The sequence below is a fragment of the Aeromonas sp. FDAARGOS 1405 genome, assembly GCF_019048265.1.
GTDB lineage: Bacteria > Pseudomonadota > Gammaproteobacteria > Enterobacterales > Aeromonadaceae > Aeromonas > Aeromonas veronii_A.
Genome location: NZ_CP077311.1, coordinates 3,428,946 through 3,454,438, shown reverse-complemented (window position 1 = coordinate 3,454,438; position 25,493 = coordinate 3,428,946). Strand labels below are relative to the sequence as shown.

At 52.5% G+C, this 25,493-nt stretch carries 24 protein-coding genes; 13 read left to right on the top strand and 11 right to left on the bottom strand.

The genetic code is table 11. From position 1 onward, the window contains the following. Window positions 1-6 precede the first annotated feature (6 nt). The 9 genes from I6L35_RS15880 to I6L35_RS15845 all read left to right on the top strand — a co-directional run bounded on the left by I6L35_RS15880 (window position 7) and on the right by I6L35_RS15845 (window position 6,974). Window positions 7-771: a GTPase gene (locus I6L35_RS15880; RefSeq protein WP_216978713.1), complete on the top strand. Its 765-nt coding sequence runs from the start codon at window positions 7-9 to the stop codon at window positions 769-771. A 7-nt stretch (window positions 772-778) separates the two neighbouring features. Further along, window positions 779-1,150 carry a hypothetical protein gene (locus I6L35_RS15875; protein ID WP_216978712.1) on the top strand — a complete coding sequence of 124 codons (372 nt, stop codon included), beginning with the start codon at window positions 779-781 and terminating at the stop codon, window positions 1,148-1,150. Continuing rightward, complete coding sequence (locus I6L35_RS15870) at window positions 1,143-2,831, top strand: GTPase (protein ID WP_216978711.1); 1,689 nt, start codon at window positions 1,143-1,145, stop codon at window positions 2,829-2,831. Before I6L35_RS15875 ends, I6L35_RS15870 begins: the two co-directional genes overlap by 8 nt. 96 nt (window positions 2,832-2,927) lie before the next feature. Beyond that, window positions 2,928-3,428: a hypothetical protein gene (locus tag I6L35_RS15865; RefSeq protein WP_088869031.1), complete on the top strand. Its 501-nt coding sequence runs from the start codon at window positions 2,928-2,930 to the stop codon at window positions 3,426-3,428. A 104-nt stretch (window positions 3,429-3,532) separates the two neighbouring features. Beyond that, on the top strand, window positions 3,533-4,528 hold the full coding sequence (locus I6L35_RS15860; RefSeq protein WP_216978710.1) for a radical SAM protein: 996 nt from the start codon (window positions 3,533-3,535) through the stop codon (window positions 4,526-4,528). After that, on the top strand, window positions 4,512-5,012 hold the full coding sequence (locus I6L35_RS15855) for a hypothetical protein (RefSeq protein ID WP_201991554.1): 501 nt from the start codon (window positions 4,512-4,514) through the stop codon (window positions 5,010-5,012). The genes I6L35_RS15860 and I6L35_RS15855 overlap by 17 nt, the downstream gene beginning before the upstream one ends. Window positions 5,013-5,126: 114 nt before the next feature. Then, a complete protein-coding gene (locus tag I6L35_RS21265; RefSeq protein WP_257621998.1) occupies window positions 5,127-5,249 on the top strand; it encodes a hypothetical protein in 123 nt (40 codons plus the stop codon). Window positions 5,250-5,562: 313 nt separating this feature from the next. Continuing rightward, window positions 5,563-6,120 (top strand): hypothetical protein, encoded by a 558-nt coding sequence (locus tag I6L35_RS15850; protein WP_216978709.1) that lies wholly within the window; start codon window positions 5,563-5,565, stop codon window positions 6,118-6,120. Window positions 6,121-6,818: 698 nt separating this feature from the next. Beyond that, window positions 6,819-6,974, top strand: a complete 156-nt coding sequence (locus I6L35_RS15845) for a hypothetical protein (protein WP_201984444.1) — start codon at window positions 6,819-6,821, stop codon at window positions 6,972-6,974. A 138-nt stretch (window positions 6,975-7,112) separates the two neighbouring features. Here I6L35_RS15845 and I6L35_RS15840 read toward each other — a convergent pair whose 3' ends face one another. From I6L35_RS15840 to I6L35_RS15805, 8 genes are all read right to left on the bottom strand, one after another. Then, window positions 7,113-8,177: a hypothetical protein gene (locus I6L35_RS15840; RefSeq protein WP_216978708.1), complete on the bottom strand. Its 1,065-nt coding sequence runs from the start codon at window positions 8,175-8,177 to the stop codon at window positions 7,113-7,115. Next, window positions 8,178-8,891: a M48 family metallopeptidase gene (locus tag I6L35_RS15835; RefSeq protein ID WP_216978707.1), complete on the bottom strand. Its 714-nt coding sequence runs from the start codon at window positions 8,889-8,891 to the stop codon at window positions 8,178-8,180. Continuing rightward, window positions 8,891-11,995 carry a type I restriction endonuclease subunit R gene (locus I6L35_RS15830; protein WP_216978706.1) on the bottom strand — a complete coding sequence of 1,035 codons (3,105 nt, stop codon included), beginning with the start codon at window positions 11,993-11,995 and terminating at the stop codon, window positions 8,891-8,893. The genes I6L35_RS15835 and I6L35_RS15830 overlap by 1 nt, the downstream gene beginning before the upstream one ends. Before the next feature lie 119 nt (window positions 11,996-12,114). Next, window positions 12,115-14,160: a DUF262 domain-containing protein gene (locus tag I6L35_RS15825; protein ID WP_216978705.1), complete on the bottom strand. Its 2,046-nt coding sequence runs from the start codon at window positions 14,158-14,160 to the stop codon at window positions 12,115-12,117. Window position 14,161: 1 nt separating this feature from the next. Then, window positions 14,162-15,610, bottom strand: a complete 1,449-nt coding sequence (locus I6L35_RS15820; RefSeq protein ID WP_216978704.1) for a DUF262 domain-containing protein — start codon at window positions 15,608-15,610, stop codon at window positions 14,162-14,164. Next, window positions 15,607-16,914: a restriction endonuclease subunit S gene (locus tag I6L35_RS15815; RefSeq protein WP_216978703.1), complete on the bottom strand. Its 1,308-nt coding sequence runs from the start codon at window positions 16,912-16,914 to the stop codon at window positions 15,607-15,609. Before I6L35_RS15815 ends, I6L35_RS15820 begins: the two co-directional genes overlap by 4 nt. Next, window positions 16,914-19,376 carry a type I restriction-modification system subunit M gene (locus I6L35_RS15810; RefSeq protein WP_216978702.1) on the bottom strand — a complete coding sequence of 821 codons (2,463 nt, stop codon included), beginning with the start codon at window positions 19,374-19,376 and terminating at the stop codon, window positions 16,914-16,916. The genes I6L35_RS15815 and I6L35_RS15810 overlap by 1 nt, the downstream gene beginning before the upstream one ends. A 187-nt stretch (window positions 19,377-19,563) precedes the next feature. Continuing rightward, window positions 19,564-19,971 carry a hypothetical protein gene (locus I6L35_RS15805; protein ID WP_042029645.1) on the bottom strand — a complete coding sequence of 136 codons (408 nt, stop codon included), beginning with the start codon at window positions 19,969-19,971 and terminating at the stop codon, window positions 19,564-19,566. 310 nt (window positions 19,972-20,281) lie between these two features. On the opposite strand from I6L35_RS15805, the gene I6L35_RS21260 reads away from it, so the two are divergent. Together I6L35_RS21260 and I6L35_RS15800 are read left to right on the top strand one after the other, a co-directional pair. Next, window positions 20,282-20,404 carry a hypothetical protein gene (locus I6L35_RS21260; protein WP_257621997.1) on the top strand — a complete coding sequence of 41 codons (123 nt, stop codon included), beginning with the start codon at window positions 20,282-20,284 and terminating at the stop codon, window positions 20,402-20,404. Between the two features lie 120 nt (window positions 20,405-20,524). After that, window positions 20,525-21,181 carry a HEPN domain-containing protein gene (locus tag I6L35_RS15800; RefSeq protein ID WP_216978700.1) on the top strand — a complete coding sequence of 219 codons (657 nt, stop codon included), beginning with the start codon at window positions 20,525-20,527 and terminating at the stop codon, window positions 21,179-21,181. Between the two features lie 38 nt (window positions 21,182-21,219). Here the strand turns inward: I6L35_RS15800 and I6L35_RS21155 are convergent, their stop codons facing one another. Together I6L35_RS21155 and I6L35_RS15790 are read right to left on the bottom strand one after the other, a co-directional pair. Beyond that, entirely contained in the window at window positions 21,220-21,858 is a 639-nt protein-coding gene (locus tag I6L35_RS21155) for an ADP-ribosylglycohydrolase (protein WP_234879819.1), read from the bottom strand. Window positions 21,859-21,864: 6 nt separating this feature from the next. Beyond that, entirely contained in the window at window positions 21,865-22,155 is a 291-nt protein-coding gene (locus I6L35_RS15790) for a DUF4258 domain-containing protein (protein ID WP_064337874.1), read from the bottom strand. A 100-nt stretch (window positions 22,156-22,255) separates the two neighbouring features. On the opposite strand from I6L35_RS15790, the gene I6L35_RS15785 reads away from it, so the two are divergent. Beyond that, window positions 22,256-23,179 carry a WYL domain-containing protein gene (locus I6L35_RS15785; RefSeq protein WP_047435310.1) on the top strand — a complete coding sequence of 308 codons (924 nt, stop codon included), beginning with the start codon at window positions 22,256-22,258 and terminating at the stop codon, window positions 23,177-23,179. Window positions 23,180-23,421: 242 nt separating this feature from the next. On the opposite strand, the gene I6L35_RS15780 is transcribed toward I6L35_RS15785, so the two are convergent. Then, window positions 23,422-24,792: an SVAGG family GlyGly-CTERM protein gene (locus I6L35_RS15780; RefSeq protein WP_216978699.1), complete on the bottom strand. Its 1,371-nt coding sequence runs from the start codon at window positions 24,790-24,792 to the stop codon at window positions 23,422-23,424. A 516-nt stretch (window positions 24,793-25,308) separates the two neighbouring features. Here I6L35_RS15780 and I6L35_RS21320 point away from each other — a divergent pair. Next, complete coding sequence (locus tag I6L35_RS21320; protein ID WP_216978698.1) at window positions 25,309-25,482, top strand: AlpA family transcriptional regulator; 174 nt, start codon at window positions 25,309-25,311, stop codon at window positions 25,480-25,482. The last annotated feature ends 11 nt before the right edge of the window (window positions 25,483-25,493 follow it).

Here is a 25,493-nt window from a genome sequence, read left to right as displayed (position 1 = left end):
ACCCCCATGCTGCTAGATACCCTGCTTGGCCGTTATCCGGACCTGCATGATCAGATCGCCCCGCTGCAGGCACTGTACCGCGCCGATCCGCGGCCAACCGTCGCCGCCATAGGCGACTACAACACCGGCAAGAGCGCCCTGCTCAACGCACTGATGGAGCGTGACCTGTTTACCGTGGCCGATCGCCGGGAGACCAGACAGTTGCAAACAGGAGTGGCCCACGGCCTCTGCTGGCTTGATACCCCCGGGCTCAATGCCGACCCGAGCGGCGCGGATGATATGGCCAGCCAGCAGGCGATGGCGCAGGCCGATCATCTGTTGATCCTCCATGCCCTCGGCAACGGTGAATTGGCCCCCGACCTGCTTCCCTTGCTGGAGGAGCACGATGCCACCCTGGTGTTAACCCGGATCGACGAGTGCAGCGAGGAGGCGCAGGAAGCAGCGCTGGCCGCCATTTTGCAGCAGTGGGATGGCCCGCTGGTACTGTGCAGCAGTACCCGCTGGCAACTGGGTAAACGAGTGGGTGAAACGTCTGTGCTGGCCAGCAGTGGCATCCCGGCCCTGCGCCAGCAATTGATGGCTGACGCTGCCGGCTGGCTTGCCCGCCGTCACCGACGCTTTGCCAGACTCAAGGGTGCGATCGAGCAGATCCTGCAGGCTCGCCAGATCCAGCTGCAAGCCAGGATGTTGAAGGCGCAGTTGCAACCGCTGTCGGCTCGGGAAAACCTGGCCGATCGTCTCAACCAGATCATCGATACCCTCAACCGTTAAGGAGCACATGATGGCAGCACCTCTTTTTTGGCTCGGCGGTCTCCTGGTGAGCGGCGTAGTCACCTATCTGGCCACCCGTGAGAGCAACACCGATAGCGAGCAATATGAGGATCCGACACCGCAAGGACCCAACCCCGCCAGCCGCCGTCAGGGCGAGTTGATGCTGGAGCAACTCTGCCGCGAGCTGAATGTGGCCAGCCCAGGCATCACAACACTGCAGGCAGACCCGCAAGGCTGTTATGAAGCGCTGCTGCACAGGATTGAGCGAGAGGCCGAGCAGGCCGCCGCCCCGCTGGAACGGGAGTTGGCCCAGCTGGTTCAACTACAAGCAGCGCTGGCGGCGTTGATCCTGCCAACCCGAGGAGCAGACCATGAGTGATCCCTTCACCCCTTTTCAGCTGAGACTGGCCAAGTTGACCGATGCCTCACGGGCTGCCCATGATAGAGAGGCGAGGTTACTGGCTCAGCTTGACCAGTTGCAACAACAACTGGCCTTGCCCGCCCCGTTGGCAGCGCGAGCCGCCAACTCTGCGCTGGCAGCCGATGCGGCGCAGCTCACGACGACTCTCAGCAATCTGGCCACCGGCTGGCAGCAAGAGTGGCAAAACCAGGCACCGATGCGAGCCCTGAGCGAACAACTGGCCGACCGGTTGGTACTGCTGATTTATGGCAAGGTGAACGCCGGGAAATCGAGCCTTATCAACTATCTCAGCGAACGACTTGGCGCCACACTGATGGCCAGTGCACAGGCCTTTATCCTGCGTGAAGGCAGCCTTCTCCCCCACCCTTTACCACTTGCGGAAGGGGCCACTGAAACCACCCGCGAGATTGCGGTGATCCTGATCGGCGACAAACTGGCCTTGATCGATACCCCGGGGTTGCACTCGGTCACCCGGGCCAACGGCGAGCTGGCAAGGCGCTTTACCGATAGCGCCGATGCCCTGCTCTGGATCACCCCCTCCACCAATCCGGGACTGATCCATGAACTCGATGCCCTTGCTGCAGAGCTGACCCTGGGCAAGCCCCTGCTGCCGGTGATCAGTCGCAGCGACATCCAGCAAGAGAGTTGGGATGAAGCCAGCCATCAGGTGGTGAGCAAGCTGGTTGCCAAGTCCCCCGAGCGACGTGAGCAACAAGAGGAGGATCTCTATCAGCGCGCACAGCAGCACCTGCTCAGCAAGGGGACGCTACGTCAGGCTATCAGTCTCTCCGTGGCCTGCGCCAAAACAGCTCCTGATTCTGATCATGGTCTGGACAGGCTGGGAGAGGCGCTTGCCACCCTCACCGAGCAAGCACTGCGCTATAAACCCGCCAAGTGGCAAGCTCAGCTCGATTATTTTATTCAGCGCAGCGTAATCGCTCCCCTTGAGCATCAGTTAAAACCAGCACTGACCCGGCTGGAGCAGGCCTTGTGGCGGATCGAGCAAGCGCTCCCCATCCTGCGGCAAACCCTGCAAGAAGAAGCGCTGATCTCGCTGCTTGACGCCTGGCCGACACTGGTTGAACGCCATCAAGAGGGACAGCAGCGAGACCAACTTCTCAACGACTATCGGACGCTGCGTGAACAGACACTGGCAACGCTGATCGAGCGCCATCTCGCTCCACTGCTGGCCACACTCCCCACCCCAGCCAGCCTGCTTCAGGTGAGCGAATTGGGGGAGTATCGGGATCGCTATGTTACCTGGCAGGAGCCTGCCCATCCGGGCAGGCACAGCCTAACCCGCCTGGGCGCTGGCCTGCTGGGAGGGTTGGCGGGAGCACTGGGTGGCCCGGTTGTCAGCGCAATCTCCGCGCTGGCAGCTGCAGCTATCGCAGATAAATTTATGGGAGCGCCGACCGAGCATACCCGCAGACAACGGGTTGGGTTTGATAACAGCGACCTGCTCGGTAAAGGGTGCTCGGCCATCGAGCAGGATCTGCAGAGGGCAATCGATACCTTGATCGACCAGATCCGGCAAGATTACCTCTCCCCCCTGCAAAGCTATCTGGATGGCGTGACCCAGTGCATCACCGCATTGCCCCATTGCACCACGCCTGTCGAACAGAGTGCATTTTCATAAATCATCCAGAAAAGCGCTCACCAACTGGTGATGTCTTCAGTGCCTCCCGGACAACATTAGGATATCCACGTTGTCACTCACCCATACGGAGGCTACATGAAGACACTGACCCTGACCAACAGCCGCCAGATGCAACCCTATCTGGACCAGGTCTGGGCATTGCTGGTCGCAAGTTATGCCGAGGTGAGTGGCGGCCTGCACTATGCAGAGCCAGCGGATCTGCTGAGCAAGACCCAACGCTGGCGGCTGGTGACCTATCGTGGCCGGGTCATAGCCAGCACCCTGTTCAAGGCCAAGCGTGGTTGGAAACTGGTTGCCATGGCCAGCTGCCGACAACATGGCCTGCGGGCTCGTCATGCTCTTCGTCGCCTTATTTGTGCCGATCTGCCCCGAGCCTGGATGGAACTTTCTGAGCGCGCCGAACGCTTTGTTCTGCGTTGCTGCGGGGGGCATCACTACCTGATCCATGCCAGTCTGGCCGCAACCTTGCTGGACAAACCCGTAGAACCTGTCGCTGAGGATGGCTATCACTACCGCCGCACCGTAGCGGGGCTGCTGAAAGCCAAGGTCATCGTGGGAACCCCGCTCCCCTGCTAACCCCGCCCCCGCTTCGCCATGACGGCCCACCATTTGGCACACCGCTAAATGCGGCCCACACGGCGTTATCTTGCCCCCCATGAAATGGACTCAGGAGAGAGCAAATGCAACTTCGTTTTGACTATATTCGCCAGTTGATCAAGGTTTGGCTGGCCCACGGTGGTAACCGAAAAATCGAGCTTGCCGCACTGGAACCCTTGCTATGGCGAGATGGCAACCATCAACTGGCTGATCTCGTCGCCTACCTTAAAGAATGTGGTTGTACGGTATCGCTCACCACCAATGGCAGCCTGCTGGCTCGTCATGCGTTGCCGCTCAAACAGGCCGGCGTTGATCTCGTACGTTTGAGCTGGCACACCATGAACCCCGACACCTTTGCCCAGATCACAGGTCAAAACCTATATCACCGCTTTATCGATGGTCTGGAGAGTGCTATCGCCAATAGGCTTCCTCTTGCCATCAATCGGGTGTTGCTGAAAGGCCACTGCGCCGATCTGCCAGAGCAGATTGCATTTATTGATCGCCACCAGCTCAGGCTCAAATTATTGGATCTCTACTGGATGCCCAGCATGGCGGAGCAATATGAACGCTTTTATATCTCTCCACATGAAGCACTTAACCAGTTTGCCGATATCAGCATGCTGAATGCCCCTGGCCGTAGCGCAAGTCAGCACGGAGGACGTGACCGTATTCGCTATCAAACCCGGCACGGTGGCATTGTCGAGTACAAGTTAGGGGATGAGGCGCGCCGTGACGCGCAGCAGTGCCGGCACTGTCCGCAACAGGCTGACTGCCTGGAGGGCTTCGCTGATTATCTGCGGGTATTTCCTGACGAGAGTATCTCGCTCTGCTATATGCGCAAGGAGCTTGGTCATTCGATGCCCTCTTCAGAACTGGCAACCCTGCCAGCCTGGCTGGCACAACATCAGCAGGAACTGCAGATGCCGCTACGGCTGGTACTAACCGGCCAATGCAACTTCAACTGCGGTTTTCCTGGCTCAACCCGCTCGTGGTGCCTCAAGCAAGGGCGAGGGTTTAGCTTTCCGCCCCGTCAACCTGCAGCGATAAATGAGGAGCGGATCTATGTCCAGAACGCTTAAGTTGCAGTTGCTCACCATGCTGCAACAGGAACTGCGCCGGATGTGCGAGCTGGCCATCGCAGGTGCTCATGAAGCACAACAGGAGGCCAACTATCACATTGGCGCCATGGAATCGCGCTATGACACGTTCAAAGAGGAAGCACAATATCTGACTGAAGCCCAAAAATTGCGACTCCTGACACTTCAGGGACAACTGCAAGAGTGCGTTCGCTTGCATAGCCTGCTAGCAAAACAGCAACGCCCCTACCAGCACATTCAGCTTGGAGCCCTTATCACCCTGCTCGAGGAGGGGCAAGAGAGAGTGCAACTCTTTATTGCACCTGCCAGCCTTGGCAAGCCACACGAATGCACACAGGGCAAGGTTATCTGTATTACACCAGATACCCCTGTTGTCTCACCCGCCATGGGACTGACTGTCGGCGAGGAATATCAGGTCTGTATAGGCAACGCCATCAGGAACTACGACATCATTGCCATCGAATAATATCTTGGCACGTTCACCCAGCCAACAACACCAATTGGTCACACAACAAGCCCCCTATTCAACGTCCATAATATAGCTGTTCCCTAACAGGGTTTAAAAACAAAGGAGCCCATCATGTTCGAACTGCTTGAAAAATTACTGGAGCAAGCCAAAGAGCTTGAAACTGACAAAGTTGTCATGCTCAGCGTTGTTGTCGTTGCTCTCGCCATTGTCAGCAAAGAAGCTAGATCTCAATAAATAGCATACATGTGTCGAGCACTATCAATGACGCATCGATAGTGTTCGGCCTCATTGGAGGGTAATATGATGCCTCTCAATAAAAACGAACGCAGCCACCTTCCATTAAAATACATTCCCTCTATTGTTAAACCATTTAAGTCTTAACAAGCAGTAGCCGTCTCTCAACACTACAGCATGGCTCCCTCTAAAATTCAACATAACATCCTTGATGTGTTAAGCAATAATCACCCACAAGAAAATATTAACCTTGCTTACATGACAAAATTTAATGTCACGCCCTAAAAAACTGTTCTTAATGGAGTGCTACATCTTGCCGAAAGCCTTTAGCGTAAGGAATTTGTGCAATCTGACGGCAACGCCTGAAATGACAAGGGTCAGCGACGATGTGTGCTTCATGTCACCTGTAGAAGCGGTACGAGTACAGTGTTCTACTATTCGGTACAGCTATTTAGTTCAACAAGCTGTTATGCCGCAAGGGACATCAACAAACCAAGCCACCACCATTAAAATACCATTCTTCATGCAGGTTAATTCCAAGCCTTGCTTGATGGCATATAAAGGGCCAATTGCCATATTATGGCAATTTTTATCGAAATTTTTCCCAGATTTTTGCATGCAAATCGTTATGGTTTTATCATGTACACAAACCCTAATCATTAAAAAATGGCGCTTTATAAAACAAGGCCTTAAGCTAATGAAACTACTATCTCAATGCCAAAAATCCGTGCCACTATATGGCAATGAACATTTTTGCGCTGCCATATGGTGGCAGACACTCCTACCCAACGACTTGCTGAGTCTGTTCACCATACAGACAACTCAGAAAAAACACAAAATTATGAAGATAAATCGACTGGATATGCAATAACCAACCCCTCCATACTCATCTCAGCATCTTGTTCCAAGATAGTACAATGGGATACCATTAATTATAACCAAGCCGCCTTTTTGCACCCAATCGAATCCCGACCAAGGGATGGTTTATTATGCATTTCATGTATGCCTTCGACGCTATCTTGTAGATGCTCAAGAATTATACCTTTTCATTCTGACCTTCATTTACATCCCCTGTATTTCAAAATGAAATACAATCTATATAGAAAACCATCTTAAACAAGATGAATGCTGAGTGACCACATATATTATCTCACTTAGTATCACGCTGTGATGATATATTTGATTTGGTTATTTATTCAAGGTAAGTGATAGGGCTATAGATTTTAGCTGCTGGCGAAAAAACCAATAAATTACGCATTGTTGCCCAGAGTGGGAATTGAATAAGCCTGCATCTAAGATATAATAAAAACAACGATTCCATCAATATCTAATTCTGGTAATTATAATATACAGACCTATTCAACTTGACGACTCAGGAGTAAAGCTGCCGATAATTGGTGAATACAGACTGAAAACGGGGTCAGTTTTATCGACCACAACATTTCGACATCCCCCCCTCTGCACCAGACCCTACAAAAATTTCCATTTTTTGCCCCCTGTCAGATGGCTTCAATTTTCATACATTGTCGCTATCCAGTAAGTCCACTGGAGATGACAAGGAGAACCATCATGAGCAATAACAAAAAGCCAATGACCCCAGAAGCCGTATCACGTATCCATAGTGCTGAAGCGCGAAGTAACGGAGGTGGTGTGAGTAAAGACAGCTTCACCGCTCGTGCACAAAAAACTGTTGCTGTTCCCCCGTTAAAACCAACAACGAAATAGTAAGGAAATCACATGTCTAAAAAGGATGACGACGATAACCGTTCGCGTCAATTAAACCCCGAGCACGATGCCTATTGGCAGAGTCCGGGGCTACGATGAGCGTCCTGATGAGGAAGATGAATGATTTTTTCAGGGAGCCTATGGCTCCCTGCTGCCGATCGCTTCATTATAAAATCGTTGATAATGACTAAAGCATGTAACTTGAACATTATTAAATTCAGAGGAGTGCGTTACTTTAATCCATCCGGACAATATATCCGCAACACACCAAGCCGGCTCACAGTAATTAAGTACTTCAGCTTCGTCAAGGTCTTTCTTTTGTGATAGTTCCTCAAATGCACCAAAGAACCATTTTTGCACGGTTTTAAATTTCAGATTCCTTTCATTTGCATAAAACTGACGCAAGTTAGTTTTTATAGAGTCTTCATTACAATTAGCATACTTAGCAAATGCTTGATAACCAACCCTCTTAGACTCAAAAGCCTGAAGCAAGGGTTCAAATATACCTGACTTATGGGGTATCCAATCCTCAAGAGGAGACGTAGGCATCAGTTTTAAAAATAGAGACTTCTTATTCTCCATCGATACCTTGCTGTTAAAATCAGCGTCAAACGCGGCAAACACCTTAATAAACATGTAGATGTTTAGATAATGTAAAATTTTAGCCAGAGTCTCATTATCTTCAAGCTCTATACTTACATCACAATCATTGACAACCGACCCAACGCCCAGCTCAGTCAGACTTGACAATATCCAATCGTTATCAATTATTTTCTGAATTCGCTCTTGGCCCTCAAGGCCATCCAAGCTATCTAATAACTCCAGTAATCTACCAAGCAGATGATTAGCTTGTATACATGCCTGCGGATAATACCCATTAACTTGTAACGCGTTAAATAAGGCTGGCCATTTAACCCGAGCAGAGAACTGAACCCTCAGAATAGGTTCGGATGACGGCTCCAGGTATTCAGGCTCTACACCCAGAGAAACAAGGCATTCTTTTAATCTATGGAAAAACTTTTCAGCCTGAGGAGTTACCTTTACTGGTTCATTTAATGAAAATAACTTCTTGAGTGTTTTGGCACATGGTACATGCAACTTTTTTTCATTCAGTAATGGCGAGCTAAATACCCCATGAAAAAACTCCCCTTGTGAAGGATAGCCAAGCCATTCAATATACTGTTCTGGATCATAAAGAAACATTTAATAGCCCCATCGGTTAAACGCCAGTGGCATCTTATTCAGCTTCTCTCGATGTTCTCTCCAATTTGGCAAGTGCAAATCCATCAGGGAGATAAATCGCTGGTTATGTTTGCGCTCTAACAGATGCACCATCTCGTGAACAATAATAAATTCCAGACATTCAGGAGGCTTCTTGACTAATTCGAGGTTAATCCAGATACGAGCAGTATCTGTTTTGCAGCTACCCCACATGGTCTTCATGCGTTTGATACCGACAAAAGAAGGTGCAACCTTGAGCATCTCCTGCCACTTGGTAATAAGTACCGGAAGACGCTGGCGTAAAAGTTGACGATACCACTCTAGCAACAATGCCTCGCGACGAGCTGCATCGTAATGAGCGGGCACTCGCATACGGATCCAGCCCCCCTGCAACTTGACACTATGGTCCCCATCGGTCTGAATCACATCCAGCCGGTAACCTCGTCCCCAAAGATAATGGGTTTCTCCACTACACATCTTGCGCTCGCTCTGACGCGGCTGGGCAACAAACGCCGCCTGCTGCTGTCGGATCCAGGCCAGTCTTCGCACCACTGCAACACGAATGGCGGTATCTGACAAAGAAGCAGGCGCGGATACCCGCACCCGTCCATCAGGGGGCAATACATTGATGTGCAAGTTTTTGATGCCCTTGCGCTGCAACTCGAACGTCAGCTCACCAAAGGTAACCAACGCCATCAGTGGTACTCCGGCTGGGCTTTTACCAGGGTCATCACATCTGCGACTGTCACATCGTACTCTTTGATCTCTTCGGCAATAGCAAAGGCAACCTCCCGCTCTTTGAAGCGATCACCGAGCCAGTCCGCTTTTTTGGTATATCTGACGGCAGTATCGATCCTGGTCACCAGCACTTCATCGCAGCCCAAATTGTCATAGAGCGCACGCTTGGCTGAGGTATCAACACTCGCAGGATAGGTCTGTGCCCCCCCGCTGGCTGGACGTTTCACCTTCATGGCCAGCTCGCGTACCTTTTCCAGATACTCCTGGTAAGAGATAGCCTGAGAGCGACGCAGCTCAATCAGCTCATCGAGCAGCACCGACATCTTTTCGTAGTACTTGGGGTTAACCGGATTCTCGTCGACGATGGTCCGTCGCACGTTGTTTTCAATCGCCTCAGCCATAGCCTCGGGGTCTTTACGCAGTCCCTCAGGCGCCCCCTCAAGCCCTTCAGCCCCCCGCTCGATGATCAACTCCAACAGTCCCAGCTCTTCAAAGTCCATCAGGGTTTCACTGGGGTCAGCATCAATATAGAGATCCAGCATCTGGCGCATCGCCGGCTCGAACTGCTTCATATCGACGTGATCACTACTGGCTACTTTGATCATGTCGCGCACCTTGCTGTAGTGCTCTACCTCACGACGGATTGCAGCAGCCTGGCTCGCGCTATAACCGGCCTCTTCCATCTCCCCCGCCAGCGCGGTGAACGCACGGATAAGCTTGGCGACATATTGATAAAGGGTTAGACGCAGCGCCTCCTTGTCGAGCAACTCATCTTCGTTTGCCCTCGGAGCACAGCAGAAGTAATGCTGATAATCCAACTCTTCACGGGGAGCCTTGACCGGTTCGCAGAGCGTTCGCACTGCCTCCAGAGCGTCGTCAAGATCCTGCCGACCTTGGGCCAAGCGATCTTTGAGTAGCCCAGCGACATCCTCCTTGTCATAACCTTCAAACGCCTCGGCGGTATAATCCTTGACGGTCTTCTCAAGAGAACGAAACAGGTCCTTGTAATCGACGATATAGCCATACTCCTTATCGGCACCATCGAGCCGGTTGACCCGACAGATAGCCTGAAAAAGGTTGTGATCGGCCATCTTTTTATCGATATAAAGGTAGGTAGCCGAAGGCGCATCGAAACCAGTCAACAGTTTGTCGACTACAATCAGCAACCGCATTCGACCAGGTTCATCGATGAAACGCTGTTTGACCTTTGCCTCAAACTCCTCAACTCGCTTTCCAGCCTCATCCTCGCTCTGACCAAAAAAGTTCGCCAGCATCTTGCGATAAATGTGGTATTTGGCCAACTTCTCGGTCAACCCCTCCCCAGTCTCCTCCCCCTTGATGGTACTGGCATTAGGCTGATAGCTGGTGATGATGGCACACTTGTTTGCAAATCCTGCCTGACTGAACAGCTCATAGCTTTTGCAAGCCTGATAGACACTGGAGCACACCAGCATGGCATTGCCACGGCCATCCGCCAGGCGCTGTTTACGGTCAAAATCGAGCAGGATATCGGCCACGATCTGCTCGAGGCGTGAGCGGCTCGAGAGCAGCTTCTGCATCGAGGCCCACTTCTCTTTTAACTGCTGGCGACCAAGTCGGGAGAGCGCCTTGGTCTTCACCTCGAACCATTCATCCACCTTGGCCTGGGACTTGACCCGTTGGTCAATGTCGCGGGCCTCATAACGCAAGTCCAGCACCACCCCATCGCTCACCGCCTCGTCAAACTTGTAGGTGTGAATGAAGGGTCCAAACACCTCTACCGACTTCTTCTTATCCTTCTTCATCAGGGGTGTGCCGGTGAAGCCAATAAAAAGTGCCTCGGGCAATATGCTCTTCATGGCCCCATGCAACTTGCCCGACTGGGTACGGTGGCACTCATCCACAAACACAAAGAGTTTGCCCTTGGCCGCAAAATCAGCTGGCAGGCTTGCCTTTAGTTCGGCGATAAATTCATCGTCATCTCGCTCAGCCGTCTCACCTTCTTCTTCCGTGTGTCGGCCAAATTTGTGCACCAAAGAGCAAAGCAACCAAGGGTGTGCTTCATTAAGACGGCGTACCAGCTCGGCCCCACTCTTGGTACGCAGGATCTCCTCTTCAACCCCGGCAAATACCTTCTCTATCTGCTCATCGAGTTCAGTACGGTCTGTGATGATCAAGACTCGGCTATCAGCAACATTCTCTCGGATCCACTTGGCCAGCCACACCATAGTCAGGCTTTTACCGCTGCCCTGGGTATGCCAGATGATCCCGCCCTCATGGCGTGCAATAAAGCGCTTGGCCGCCGTAATACCAAAATACTGGTTATGGCGGCAGGTCTTCTTCACCCCACTATCGAACACGATAAAGTCGTGAATTAACTCAAGAAAGCGCCTCTTGTCGCAGAGCTGTGCAAGATGGCGATCCAACGGGTTTCCGTCCAGTGAAGAATCAGCCTCTTTCCACTCCAGATAGTATTTCTCAGGGGTTTTGATGGTGCCGTAGCGCAGGCCTTGGCTGTCATTACCCGCCATAACCAACTGTTGGGTGGTGAAAAAGTTGCGGATAAAGTCTTGTTGCTGGTTATCCAGGTTCTGCCGGATCCCCTCACCAATAGAGACAGTAGATCGCTTGAGTTCGATCACACCAAGCGCAATACCGTTAACGTAGAGCACCAGATCCGGCCGCTTGGTATTCTCCCCCGCGACAGTCACTTCCTCGGCGATAGCAAAGTCGTTAGCCTCAGGATTGGCCCAGTCCACCAGCCAGACCGTCTGATTCTGCTCACCCGCCCCGCTCTTTTCCTTAACGCCATAGCGCAACAGGCGGTAGACCTCTTTATTGGCATCATAGAGCTGGCGCCCCTCCCCCAGGCTAGCCGCCCGCTCCAGCTGGCGCAGGACTCGGGGAATAAGCGCGGCATCCGTACCACGGCCCATCAACCAGTCAGTCAGCAGAGCAGGTTCGACATTGCGATTATTGGGGCGGGTATGCCAGTTACCCAGATAGCGATAGCCCAGTGTCTCGCAAAAAAAACGGACGACTCGCTGCTGGGTAGCTCGTTCGCGTTGGCCGACAGTTGTCACTGTTGTCATTCCTTCTAATCAAACCAAGCAGCCCAACCGGGCTCATCAGGTTTCCAGGGTTACTCAACACCGTCGTTGATAAAAACCCGGAGCAAAACGACTGATAGTGATATTTAACATCACTCTTCAGCAGAGGTCCCTATGGTGCCTGGATAACGTTCAACAGCCGCAAAATACTGCTGATACTCTTCAATCATTTTTTGCTGATGAGCCTGCGCCAGCTCACCATTCCACTGTTCGTGTTCATAAATCAGCGCCAACTTTAGAGAATCAACCCTTGCGGCATTTCGCTCACGAAAGCGCGCTCGTTTTTCGGCATAGGGCTTGTTGCCGTATTCGGAGTTGATGCTGCGTGACACCAGACCCAAATTGCCAAAACAGTCGCGTAATTCAGGGGCTACTTGATTGGTATCAAAGGACTCAGGCTGCTGTGGCGAAACATGTTCCACCGAGTTTCTGGCAGTCATCCGAAACGCCTGCCACGCACTTCCTTTCTGGGTGCGGTAGCGATCCCACAAAATGTATTCCAGCTTGTAGAACCAGTAATGAGAAAAATCAGTTCCCTCATTGGCGGTCAGCACCGCCTGCATATCACGAAGCGGATAAGCCCGACTCCATGGATTGAGTACAAACTCACGGGTTCGCACGATCAGAGGCTGTTCACTTTCACTGCACAACAGGTGGTTATCCAGATACTGGAGATAGCAATGAGCGTTTTCACCGCCATGATCCAACAGATAATTCAGCAGCGGGGTTAACCAGTAATGAGTGGTCAATTGCTGCGAGTGATAGAGCATGCTTTGCAGCATGGCAAAGTCGCTTTCAGCATCACGGCTATCTCGGATCAGGCTCCGGTAGCCTCGGCTTTCATTAACCCTGAGCCGGCGAATACCATGATTTTCTTCATTATTTTCATCGCTGATCCACTTGATGACGTGTTTATCGAACAGATAGCGGCAGCGCCACAACAGCTCGATAAAATAACGCACCTCATTGGCCTGCTTCTGCTTGTCACACTGGGACAGCCCTTCCAGCCAGTGGATCTGGAAAATCTGTAACAACTCTTTGTCCAGGATCTTGCCGATGTCGTCACGCTGTGACCGTAACAGAAAGAGGCGTAACACATGCTGCAACAACATGGGGAAGCCAATAACGCTGCGCACATCATCCGCCTCATACGCCTCCTCATTTCTTGTGTCCTCACTGGATGACTCCGTCAGGAGTGCCGCACCATTTAGGATCTCTTCCAGAGAATGAGGCTGGATGTCCTGCTGATTATCAAGCGCTAGCAAGGCATCACGTACAGCCCGGGGATCTGCGAGCCGCTCCTGATCGCGTTTTGCTTCATCCGCATCATAAAGAGGTATAAGTTTTAGCCCCTTGACGGTACGCAGATTCTTCTCGACATAGGCCCCCATAAACGAGCATGCATCCCACATCTGACCATAAACTTCCCGTTCACTTCTCTCTGGCAACAATGCCAGCAAGCGAGCCTTCAGAATTTCATGATGCTGCAATTGCACACCGCGATTATTGATAACCTCAAACAACTTGTTGAGATCCGTGTTAGCGGGAACCCGGGTCAGAACCAGTTGTACCCGCTCACGAATAAAACGGCCCAGTTTGACAAGATCAACACGGCTGCGTTCATCAGTCCTGTCTGAGAAATACCCCTCCATCACCTGCATCGCATAGCTCAACGCCGACGCTTGTGGCTCATCAGGCACAGCGCGGCCATCAAGCAACGCCGTGAAAAAGCGGCTAACACCGGGACGAATAGCAAAGCGGATACGTGGTTCACGACTATCCCCAAACCAGGTACAGCGAAAATCGGTCAGAGGGTTATGAGCGGCTTGCTCGTCCCTTGAGGGTGGGAGCAGACGCTCCATCACCACACTCAGCAGCCACAAGGTCGTAAAACGTTGCTGGCCATCGATAAGATCCAGCAAAGGATGCCCACATGCAGTCTTCCCCTGTTCAATGACCAGTGTCCCCCCCAGGTAAAACACGTCCTTGTCTGCCTCGCAGGCCGCAACCAGATCATCAAGCAGAACTTTGATCTGATCACTGCCCCACACGTAAAGGCGTTGATAGATAGGGATATTGAAGAGGCGCTTATCTGCAATGATGTCGGCCAACGTGGTCAATTTTGATTCATGTTGCATCTTATTTTTCCATCTTCAGCCAACAGGCAAGCACCCAATTTTTACCCTCAGGGGCAGCGTCAAGCTGGAAATAGCCCAGCAATGCGGACAGATAACAGCCCTGTACACCCTTCTGGGGGGTAATGTTACTGACCTTTTTGTATCCCTCTGAACGTTCAATTTCAGAGCTTAAAAATGCCATCACCTCTTGCGGGCGATAGGCACCGCATATCTCATCGAGCAGGTTATAGGGGGCATCTCGCAGGTACTTGAGCGGCGACTCCTTGAAGATGTATTGCTTTTCCAGCCGCAGCCCGCCCAGAACCAGTTCCAGCCCCACGGCAAATGCCAATAACCGTTGATAGCCAAAGCGATCGACATACATCAACAAGGCCAGCTTGAAGAGTTCTTGCAAGTAATAGGCATTGACGCATACAACCCGGCGGTAAAACTCACGAAACGCCGGCAACTCCAGGTTGGCGCTCTCCTGATACAACAACGCATCGAGCAACGCCGCATATTTTTGTGCATAGAGGAAGAAACCAACGCCCTTGTGAATGGGCTGACGCAAGGTGAACGGCAAACTGGCTGCACTTCCCCCCACCTGAACAGGGGTCAGAGCCAATCGATAATCGTTGCTGCCCTGCAATTTGAGAGCGCTGGCAAACTGATTGTGGTACCCCGGATAGAGCGGCACCTCATCGCTCTCAACCCCCCCGATACTTTGCTGCTGAAAAGTCTCCAGCAAACGATCATGATCTTCGCGCTCAATACACTTGTTGCCCCGCCAGTTACGGGCACGCCACAAGAATTGCTCAAACAGTTCGGGGGCATAATCCTGCCGCTTGCCAGCTTGTCGATAAGGGCCCGCCACTTGCACCGACTCCCAACGCTGGGCACAGATCTGTTGTAGCGATTCGGCATGCGGGCCGTTAACGGCTCGCAAATGATAAGCCTTGAGCAAGTCGGTGGCGTTCAGTGGTACACCACGATGGTTCTGGGTATCGAAAAAGGTAAACGCAAGATCTTCACGCTCTACCATGATCACGGTGAAACGCAACTGCTCAAAGATAGAGGGGTCCAGTTCAATATTGCTTCGCTCCACCATCAGTTGGCGCGCCTCGTGCAGGTTGCGCGCCGAAATGGGGGATCGATAATGAAACGCTAACCCCTCAGGTAGCGAACCACACAAGGTGTAATACAGTACCGCCAGCGTACTGAGCCGCTGCTGGCCATCGATCACAAATCTGACCTGCTTCTCATCATTACGATGCAGCAACACGGTGCCGAGGTAGTAGGCCTGCTCCTTGCTAGAGCGCCTGAACTCGTGTAAATCGCTCAGCAGCTGATTTACCTTGATTGAGTCCCACACATAGGGTCGCTGATAGTGATCGAGTTGTAGTGCGGCACCCTCACGGCACAGCTCATTAAATCCCTGAACAGTAACGTCAACAGGCTGCGCTTGTGTCATGCAACCACCTCCAGCGGCAAACGGATACGGCCGGTCAACAACTGCTGCATCATTCCCTGCTTCACATCACGGGCCTTGGCCAGCTTCTGAGCCAGCGCAGTAAGCTCGCTATCCATATCGGAGAGAATGGTGGCGATTGCGGTTTGTTCTTCGTATTTAGGCTTTATTACTTTAATTCTCTGGCAAGTTTTTTTATTGAGTTTTGGCTGTGCCGTCCCACTGTTAAATAACGAGTAATCCAGACTTTCCAAATACTCCGCCAAGAAATAAATATGGAAGTCATTTTGCGGCTTCAAAACATGCGCATGATTATTAACCCAAATTTTCCCTGACACTTGAAATGCAAGAGGAACGCTACGACTTAGAATGTTCTCACCATCCTCACCTAGGAGAATCAAGTCCTCATCGAAAATGTAATCATTGACATATCCAACAATCCCTGAGGCGCCATAATAAGGATAACCCCCTGCCATCTTCGCTCGTTCACCTGATTTTATCGGTCGTCGTTGACCATCAAGGAATATCACCGCATCTTGAAGCTCACATACCTCCCAATCCTCTGGTATTTGTCCGTGTTCGCTGGATTTATAACCTTTTGGGGTGCCGTCGGGGCGCAGGGCGAACTGCGGCAGGCGGGTACGGCCGGTCAGCAGTTGCTGCATGGTGGCGGTCTTGATGGCCTGTTTCTTGGCGATCAACTGCTCCAAGCCTGCAATCAGCGCATCGGTATCCGACAGCACATTGGCAATTGCTGTTTGTTCTTCTAATTCAGGAACACCTAAAACATATGGATTTAATTTTTCAAGATTTATATTTAATTGCGCATTAGATGTAGCAATAGACTCGAAAACTTCTTTCTTTGACGAAAGGATATGGTATAACCACCGTTTGTTTATGTGACCGTTTTCTTTTATTACAACCAAACTATCAGGACAGGCTGCAGGATATTTAGCTATTGCTACATCACCTATATTTGCAGCTATAGTAAAAAAAAGAGAATCCGCAGGAAATAGCTTACTTACAGATAGTCCAAGTTCATTTATTGTCTGAGAAAAGTTAACATCATAACCGTTTGATCTTGTTATGTCGCCAGTCTGAATAAATGGGATGTCGCCTCCGAAAAATTTAGGATCATTGCGTGGCCGAGCACTAAATTTCCCACGTGTTATTTGTGCTACTTGGCTCAAGGATTCAACGCTCCAATCCTCAGGAATAACCCCAACCTCGGTCTGCTTATAGCCCGTCGGGATAGCCTGCATGGCCACCTTCTCGCCTTTTTTATGCTGAATCATCTGTTCCGCCATTATGCCCACTCCAGCCCCATGGCCTGCAGATGGGCCGCCACCTTGGCTTCCAGCTCGCTGACGCTCTTGGTGAGCTGTGGCAGGGAACTGCTGTAACGCTCCTCTAACTCCTTGACCCTGTTAGCAAGCCGCTGGGTGACTCGCTCAATCTCGGCCTCCAGCGCGCCGCGCAGGCTCGCTTGCCATTTGTCTTCCACCAGCAGGGTTTTAATCTCGTTATCCTGCAGCTTGGGGTAGTGAGCAAACACCGCTTTATCGAGGGCGTCGCTGGCCTCTTTGTGGGCCTTCTTGGCGCGGGTTTCGGCATCAAACAGCTGCTGCACCTGCTTGAGCAGAGCCAGTTCCTCCTTGTCGGTGGCGGTCTTGATGCGCGCTTTGACACTGGCAGCGGTCACCTTCTCCTTGTCGTTCATCGCCTCGATCAGTCCGCCCTCTTCCCCACTCTGCTCCTCGATAAAGCTCTCCAGTTCCTGGCTCGCTTCATCCAGCGCGACTTGCAGGGTATCGAGCTCTTTTTGCTCATTGGCAAAGAAGCGGGCCACCAGCAAGGCGGGTGGGATCAGCTCGGCCTTGTACTTGGCTTTGCCAATTACCAGATCCGGGCTCTCTTTGATCTTTTCTCCCTTGTCGGCAATCAGCTCGCGCAGGACCCGACCCGCTGGCCAGCCATCCTGAGAGAGGACATATAGATCGTCTTGCAGCTGGTTCTGCCAGTAGTCCATCAGCAGCTGATAGATGGCGTAGGGGTCGAGCAGCTCACCGGTCGCCTCGGCGCTCGCGCGGTAGTGCTCAAGCAGTGCTTCACTCACCTCGTCGATCAGCGCCTTGGGCGAGTCGCCCTTGGCAAACTCGCCGAACTGGCACTCGCTAAACCACTGGGCGAACGGCGCCAGCGCCGCCTGTTTGAAGCGGGCAAACTCCTCACAGGCCAGTATGGTGCCCTTGACCTTGGCCGCGGCGACCCGCGCCTCACTGTAACCGGGTCGCAGCGGTGCAAACAGGGTCGCCTTGAGGGTCGGGAATACCCGCCAGTAGGGGTCGAGTGCAGCGATATCGCGCTCGGGGATGCCCCCTTGCAGGTGACCGGCCAGATCGTGCAGGTCTTCCCCTTCGCTGCCATCGATATAGCGCGGGATATTGAGGTTGTAGTCGTTGCGGGCGATCTCGCCAAGCGGTACCCAGCGGCTGTACCCCTCCAGGATCAGGCCACGGGTGAAGGTGTCGACAATCTTGTGGATGTCCTGCTCGCGCAGCCGGTTCTTGTTGCCATCTTTGATAAAGCCTTTGCTGGCATCGATCATAAACAGCCCTTGCTCAGTGTCAGCCAGAGCATTGAAGGCCCGGGTGTGGGCGCTCTCTTTGTCGATGACGATGATGCAGGCGGGAATACCGGTGCCGTAGAAGAGGTTGGCGGGTAGACCGATGATCCCCTTGATGTAACCCTGCTTGAGCAAGTTCTCACGAATACGCGCCTCGGCATTGCCGCGAAACAGCACACCGTGGGGCAGGATCACGGCACCCTTGCCGGTGCTCTTCAGGCTCTTGATGATGTGCAGCAAGAAGGCGTAATCGCCGTTTTTCTCTGGCGGCACGCCCCAGACAAAGCGGCCGAACTCGTCGTGTTCGGCATCGAGGCCGCTGGTCCAGTTCTTGTTGGAGAAGGGCGGGTTGGCCACGGCAAAGTCGAAGGTCTTGAGCTGGTTGTTGCCCTCCTTCCATTGGGGCGAGGCCAGGGTGTTGCCCTTCCAGATTGCTGCTGTGGGGTTGTCGTGCAGGATCATGTTCATCCGCGCCAGCGCACTGGTGGCGTTGTCCATCTCCTGTCCGTAAATACTCAGTCCCTTGGGGCCGGCCTCGTCGCTCGCCTTGAGCAGCAAAGAGCCAGAACCACAGGTGGGGTCGTAGACGGTGGCATCTTGCGGGGTCTGACGGCTGATGCCAATCACCTTGGCCAGAATGCGCGACACTTCGGCCGGGGTGTAGAACTGCCCCTTGGACTTGCCCGACTCGGTGGCAAAGTGACGCATCAGGTATTCGTAGGCATCACCCAGCAGGTCATCCCCTTCGGTACGGTTGGCCGACAGATCCAACCCCTCGAAGATAGCCACCAGCTTGGAGAGGCGGTCGATCATCTCCTTGCCCTTGCCGAGTTTGTCTTCATCGTTGAAGTCGGCAATGGTGATCACCCCTTGCAGATCGTTGGCGGTCGCCAGCGCACTGATGATGGTGTTGATCCCCTCGCCTATCTCCTTGCTGCCCTTGAGCGCCACCATGTCATCAAAGCTCGCCCCGGCTGGTACCTCGATCATGGCGTACGGGTTGCCTTTGGCCTTGTCGGAGACGTATTTCACAAACAGCAGGGTCAGCACATAGTCCTTGTACTGGGAGGCATCCATCCCGCCGCGCAGCTCATCGCAGCCAGCCCAGAGGGAGGAGTAGAGTTCGTTCTTCTTGATAGCCATGAGTCAGGTATTCCGATAAGAGTCTGTGTGCGCCAAGGGCGCAGGGAAAACGAAAAGAGGCAGAGATTCACAACTTTGCCGGTTGCGGTGCCAGAAATTGCCAACGAGTTTACCCACTTGGCCCCGTTGCAACCATGCCTGATATCACATCAGAGGGTGATGCGCCGACCGTTTGCTGCAAAAGCCATCATTTGCCTTCAAGCAAGGCTGGCGGCGTACTCTCGCCACGGCATTTGAGTTGCCCCAGCGCGTTGGTTCGGCAGACGGTGCCATCAGAGGCACGCAGGTTACCGAGACTATCCTCACGCCACGTCACCCGTTCGCCGGTTTTGGCATTGCTGCCACGCACATGGCCCAGTGCGTCTTTGCGGTAGGTGGTGCCATCGCTGCCCTTGAGGTTGCCCAACGGATCGGTGCGCCAGGTAATGCCGGTACCCGAGTCTTTGATGTTGCCCAGTGCATCCTCACGCAGAGTGCCCTGTTTGCCATCATCACACTGGTAGATAGTATTGCCCAGCGCATTCTCCCGATAGGTGCAGTCTGCAGCAAACACGATTTGCGGCGTTAGGCCCAGCAACAGGGCGATTAATGACAACGGGCGTGTCGCTAACCAAAAGCCGTGTTGGTTTCTCATCGCATATCCCCTCTGATGTGAACTCGGCTGACTATACCGGGCCAGCCGCACAGCTTCGATACTGGGGTTTTGCACATGTCGTGTTTTCAGGCGGATACAACTTTGACTCTAAAGAGTGTGAACAAGGAGCTCACTGCAATAATTTGAGCCGTGTTACTCTAGGCCAAATGGAACTTGCTTGAGGGATATCATGCCGATACAACCACCCCCTTCTACTTATCGCTGCCCAACATGTGGCTGGCACAAGACGGTTGTACCCAAGAGCGATGTTATGGTACGTGGCCACACCTGGTTTGAGGCCTGTCCCGAGTGCCACCATGCCCCACTGGAACAATCGTCGGCCACCATGGTGGAGCTGGCCATTGCAACGCTGAAGGGTGTCATCCGCAAGTAGCCGCTGCTATCACCACATTGCTATTCCAGCCAGTTCTTCATCAACCTGATGATCAAGCAGCAGGACAGAGAGTCTGGTTGTCAAAGCTGGCTATTCATCTGATTGAGAAGGAGATCGTCGTTGAATTTTGAACAGTTGAAAACTCGTCACCGGACTCTGCGTGAACACTCTCCCAGCAACCTCAACCTGCGAGTTCATCGTGCCTTAAGCTGGCTGCAACGTGCTGAAATGGCCGAAGATGAAGATGGCCGCTTTATCTTTCTCTGGATTGCATTCAATGCGGCTTATGCCACTGAAATCGATGACGATCGTCGCCTCTCTGAACAGGAGACCTTCAAAGGCTTTCTGGAGAAACTGTGCTATCTGGATGAGCACAAAAAGATCGAGCATCTGGTTTGGCTGGAGTTCTCTGGCAGTATCCGCATACTGCTGGATACCCCGTTTGTACTGCAAGGCTTCTGGGATTATCACAGCGGCAAAATAAGCGAAGCCCAGTGGAAGGAGCGGCTGGCACAAGGCAAGAAGATGGCAAACCAGGCCCTCGCCAGCAGTAACACCCCACAGTTGCTGGGCGTGGTGTTTAACCGCCTCTATACCTTGCGCAACCAGTTGATCCATGGCGGTGCGACCTGGAACAGCTCGGTCAATCGCAAACAACTGAAGGATTGTGCCAACCTGCTCGGCAAGCTGGTACCGGTAATCATCGAGTTGATGATGACCCATCCCGATACCCTGTGGGGAGATGCCTGTTATCCGGTGGTTGAGCTGGCAGGTTAATCAGGCGCAGGATGGCGGGATACGATGGCGCCGCGGCTTCAATCTGTCCGATCTGACAGATAGAAAGCCCCGGCTAACAGTCCATAGACCAACCGCACCCGTTCATCCCTGCCCAGCAGCACACCGAGTAGCACTTCGCCGCTTGCCAAATCGTCACCATGCCAGAAGCACCAGAGGGCGGCTTCTACCACATCCAGCCAGCTGGCATGGCCCAGCTGATTGCGTGACTTGCGCCGCCAGCTGCCGCGGACCACAGCGCCGCTATTCGGGGAGCGGGCAGCCAGCGCCCGCTGCTCCATCACGCTTGGCGTGAGTCCATCCAGCTTGGCCTGACGGCTGCCACGCCCTCCTCGCAGCAATTTGTCGAGTAGCAGCGCCAACAGACGAAACGCATCCTGTTCTTCAAAGCTGGCATCCTCCCCCAGCAAATCGGCTGCACCGGTCATCAGTTGCTCACGCCCCAGATAGATGGGCTGTGACGTGCAATCCAGTCGATGTTGCTCGACATGGATAGCCAATGCCGTCACCACCGCCAGTGGTGAAGTCTCACCCCCTTGGTGACACGCGCCTTGGGCAAGCAAAGCGGTCAACGCCTTGGCCCGCTCGGCTGACAGCAAGCAATAGATCCCCCTGATCAGGGGCATGGCCGCCTGACCTGATAACAGACTTGAGTTCATAGCGCCTCAGTGACGATCGCGTTTGAAGTGAGTGGTTTTATGACCGACGGTGACAATCTCGCCGTTTTGCAGGACCAGATAGTGACGGCGCAGCCGCTGGCAGCATTCCGCTGGCAATCCGTACTCGGCTTGCAGCATGGCAACTCCTTTGCGATCGAGATAAACCAGTTCGCGCCCCTGGTGATAAGAAGAACGTCCGATGTTCAGCAGCAGCTCTACCAACTCGGGAGCAATACCGCGCTGCTGCATCCGGCACGCGGCGTGATGGCTGTAAGCACTATCCAGCTTCCCGTTCATGACATGCTCCTTTGGCGCTCATTTCGATGGACTCATTATATGTAGTCTGTATACTCATGCCGATACTGGTTACATAAACATGTCGCATTTTGGAGCACGTATGGCACCCAAAGAGCTCACCTGGGATCAAACCCTGCGCTTTCGTCTGTTGGAGATCGTCTTGCAGTGGGAGGGACGGCTGACTACCAATCATTTGATGACCGCCTTCAATATCGGTCGCCAACAGGCGTCACGGGATATCAACCACTACCTGACCCACTACTCACCGGAGGGGCTGGTCTATGACAGAAGCCTGAAGGGATACAAACCCACAGAGCACTTTGTCCCGCGCTTTAGTGAGGGAAAAGTGGATGAGTACCTGATGCTGCTACACCGTGAAAAGCAGCACCAGCGCCAACATGAAGCGGGCCTGTTAACGCTGCCGCTGATGGATTTGCGCTACGGCCATATCGAAATCCTGGATGTGCCGAACCGCCATATCGACCCCAAGATTGTGCGGGGTTTGGTGCAGGCGGCGCGCGGCCAACTGCGGGTCGATGTCGATTACGTATCCCTCAGTTCAGAGGAGCAGAGTGGCCGCAATATCGTGCCCCACACCCTAGTCTATGACGGGATCCGCTGGCACGTACGTGCCTACTGCGAGAAGAAAGGGGAATATCTGGATTTTGTGATGAGTCGTTTTCGGGGCGAACCGGATCTGCTGGATGCCTCTCCTCACGGCCGGGAGCAGGATCTGGAGTGGAACACCCAGGTGACTGCGGTAGTCGTTCCCAATCCCGGGCTCAGTGAAGGACAACAGGCCATCATTGCCAGAGACTATGCGATGACAGGGAACCAGCTGTTGATCAGCCAACGGATCCCCTTGGTGCATTACGCACTGGAACGGATGCAAGTGAGCTATAACGGCGAACATCAACAACATCCCCTGCTCTACCCGCTGGTGCTGGCAAATCGGGAGGAGCTCATCCAGCAAGGGTGTACCTTCAAGCTCAAGAGTGCAGACCTACAAATACGACCAAGTTAACCCTGCGCCATGATGTCCGACTTCTCCGCACATCCGGCAAAGAGAGATAGAAATAAGAAAGGCTCCCGACATGGCGGGAGCCTTGACTGTAATAAATCGTTTAATCGGAATTCGTGTTTTGGTGACGCCCGTAATTATTCTCGGCAACACTCATAACATCTGGGTGCTTTGGCGACCTACCATGCCAACGCAGCTTGACTACCTTGCCATAATGATGAAAAAAGGTATTGGTACAAGGCTTATCAACACATTTTAAGCCGGCGAACCAACCCGCAGATAACCAAAGTCAGCAATGAGATCGGTCCTGTCGAACCACCGCCACCGTTGTCACCACCATCGTTGCGACCATCATCAGTGTTGGCACCTTGCACAGTGATAACGATTGGCTGGGTAATCACATTACCGCCAGTACTGCTACGCAGGCCGAGGGTAAAGCTCTTGGCACCGACGAACGCTAGGTCACGCGCTGTCACGCGCACTGTGTAGGTCGGGTTGCCTGCTGCATCCAGTGCAGTCTGCCCAGTAGTCGGGTCAAAGCGCACCAGTTGCGAGATACCATCGTTGTAGTGCTGGCCCACAACCGCGCTGCCAGACTCGCTATACAGCTCTACAGAGAGACGCTTACCGGCAGCATCAGTGCCAGAGGCAGTGATGATAACATCGATATACGGCTTCGCATTGGTCAGGGTAGTGCTGTCTACTTTCATTGTGAAAGTGCGATCAGCAACGTCTGCACTCGGCATGACGCCTGCACCAGTGCCTTTTGTCCATCCGTAGTAAGCGCGGAGGTTGCCATCAGGCATCGTCAACAGGCGAGCGGCATCAGGGCTGTCAGGGTTGTTGTAGAAGTTTTGGAGCAAATATCTCTCGCTTGGGCCGTACGGGTAAATATCCCCTTGGTCAATGGCGGAAGGACTGCCACCGAACATGTTGTTCTTGGTCAGATCACCGTAACCACACATCAGACGACCAGCCCAGATGCCCCCTTGGTCGCAGAATCCTTCTGCACCTTTACGGTTGTAAAGATCTTCTGCGCCGAACAGGTGGAAGGCTTCATGTGCGTAGGTATCAGGGGTGGTGTCATAACGACTCACCATAAAATCAGCGCCGGAAGTAGCCATCCCATCAAACTTGCCATCAGGGCCGCCCTTTGTGGTGATCCACATATCGGCACCAGAGCTGTGCGCAGCGAAGGTCAGGTCTTGAATGTCCTGCTCGTTGGTGCATACACCGTCCCACAGCGGAGGCGCCATGATGCCGAAGTTCGGGCCATAAGAGCTACGAACACCGATCACCTTTTCGTTGAGCAGAACAACCGCGGCTGAGTAGCCTGTTTTACACGTCGGGTTCAGGACGGTATCGCTCATAACGAGGATCTGCTTCACCTCGAAATGCAGGTTCTGAGGATTGCCATTTTTGACGATGCCGGTGCGCTGACTGGTGTAATACTCGTCCATAGCCGCTACACGCTGGTGAATGGTGTTAAACACTTTTTCGGCACCATCTTGATCAACGATGGATTTAGGAACCATTACGTTTACATCAATAACCGTAGTGGCCATCACCACATTGCTTGCAACCAAGGTTGCAGCCATAAGGAGTAGCTTTGACATCAACAGTTTCTCCGGAACTAGTATAACCATATGAAACCGCAAACAATACTCCAACGAATCCAATTTGCAATGCGTGACATTATGTTTTTAAAAAAGCGTCATGATTTGTGAACGGATTCACAATCCTATGAAACACAAAGACTTTATTAACTCTCTGCTTAACCCCCACTTTTATTACCCCCTCGTGGCTAACCTATTCAATCGCTTTTTCAACTCTACCAATAATGAATAGAGCCACCCGTTGACTTAACAACACGAACACACTCCATACCCAACCATCGAGAGTTAAAAGGAGTCAAAAATGTTATTGAAATTTACATATCATGACCATAAGCCATATTGTTCCATAGCCATTTCCATTGCTTTTATAATACACAAAAACAATTATTGAATTGATTTTCGCAGTATGAAAATGACTACTTGCTTTTCTATATCATAAAAGCAAGCCGTCTAAAAATATGGTAAATTGACACATATACCAATCATGTTTAACCTCCTAAAAAAATAGGAGGCCATATGAACAACAATGAACCAGCACTAATAAGGACAAAAACACTATTAAAAAAACTTGGCATATCAAGATCGACGCTGTATAGATGGATTAAAGAAGACAAGTTCCCACCACCTATCAATAAGGGCTTTTATTCTGTCGCAGCGATAAATAATTGGATGTCAAGGGAAAATCACTAATCTTAGATGAT

Bases quoted from the DNA above. Each gene is read 5' to 3' on its own strand.
- I6L35_RS15825 (WP_216978705.1), bottom strand. From the start codon at position 14,160: ATGCAACATGAATCAAAATTGACCACGTTGGCCGACATCATTGCAGAT.
- I6L35_RS15780 (WP_216978699.1), bottom strand. From the start codon at position 24,792: ATGTCAAAGCTACTCCTTATGGCTGCAACCTTGGTTGCAAGCAATGTG.
- I6L35_RS15790 (WP_064337874.1), bottom strand. From the start codon at position 22,155: ATGAACGGGAAGCTGGATAGTGCTTACAGCCATCACGCCGCGTGCCGG.
- I6L35_RS21320 (WP_216978698.1), top strand. From the start codon at position 25,309: ATGAACAACAATGAACCAGCACTAATAAGGACAAAAACACTATTAAAA.
- I6L35_RS21155 (WP_234879819.1), bottom strand. From the start codon at position 21,858: ATGAACTCAAGTCTGTTATCAGGTCAGGCGGCCATGCCCCTGATCAGG.
- I6L35_RS15845 (WP_201984444.1), top strand. From the start codon at position 6,819: ATGAGCAATAACAAAAAGCCAATGACCCCAGAAGCCGTATCACGTATC.
- I6L35_RS15880 (WP_216978713.1), top strand. From the start codon at position 7: ATGCTGCTAGATACCCTGCTTGGCCGTTATCCGGACCTGCATGATCAG.
- I6L35_RS21265 (WP_257621998.1), top strand. From the start codon at position 5,127: ATGTTCGAACTGCTTGAAAAATTACTGGAGCAAGCCAAAGAGCTTGAA.
- I6L35_RS15835 (WP_216978707.1), bottom strand. From the start codon at position 8,891: ATGGCGTTGGTTACCTTTGGTGAGCTGACGTTCGAGTTGCAGCGCAAG.
- I6L35_RS15865 (WP_088869031.1), top strand. From the start codon at position 2,928: ATGAAGACACTGACCCTGACCAACAGCCGCCAGATGCAACCCTATCTG.
- I6L35_RS15875 (WP_216978712.1), top strand. From the start codon at position 779: ATGATGGCAGCACCTCTTTTTTGGCTCGGCGGTCTCCTGGTGAGCGGC.
- I6L35_RS15820 (WP_216978704.1), bottom strand. From the start codon at position 15,610: ATGACACAAGCGCAGCCTGTTGACGTTACTGTTCAGGGATTTAATGAG.
- I6L35_RS15810 (WP_216978702.1), bottom strand. From the start codon at position 19,376: ATGGCTATCAAGAAGAACGAACTCTACTCCTCCCTCTGGGCTGGCTGC.
- I6L35_RS15840 (WP_216978708.1), bottom strand. From the start codon at position 8,177: ATGTTTCTTTATGATCCAGAACAGTATATTGAATGGCTTGGCTATCCT.
- I6L35_RS15855 (WP_201991554.1), top strand. From the start codon at position 4,512: ATGTCCAGAACGCTTAAGTTGCAGTTGCTCACCATGCTGCAACAGGAA.
- I6L35_RS15860 (WP_216978710.1), top strand. From the start codon at position 3,533: ATGCAACTTCGTTTTGACTATATTCGCCAGTTGATCAAGGTTTGGCTG.
- I6L35_RS15815 (WP_216978703.1), bottom strand. From the start codon at position 16,914: ATGGCGGAACAGATGATTCAGCATAAAAAAGGCGAGAAGGTGGCCATG.
- I6L35_RS21260 (WP_257621997.1), top strand. From the start codon at position 20,282: ATGGTACGTGGCCACACCTGGTTTGAGGCCTGTCCCGAGTGCCACCAT.
- I6L35_RS15870 (WP_216978711.1), top strand. From the start codon at position 1,143: ATGAGTGATCCCTTCACCCCTTTTCAGCTGAGACTGGCCAAGTTGACC.
- I6L35_RS15785 (WP_047435310.1), top strand. From the start codon at position 22,256: ATGGCACCCAAAGAGCTCACCTGGGATCAAACCCTGCGCTTTCGTCTG.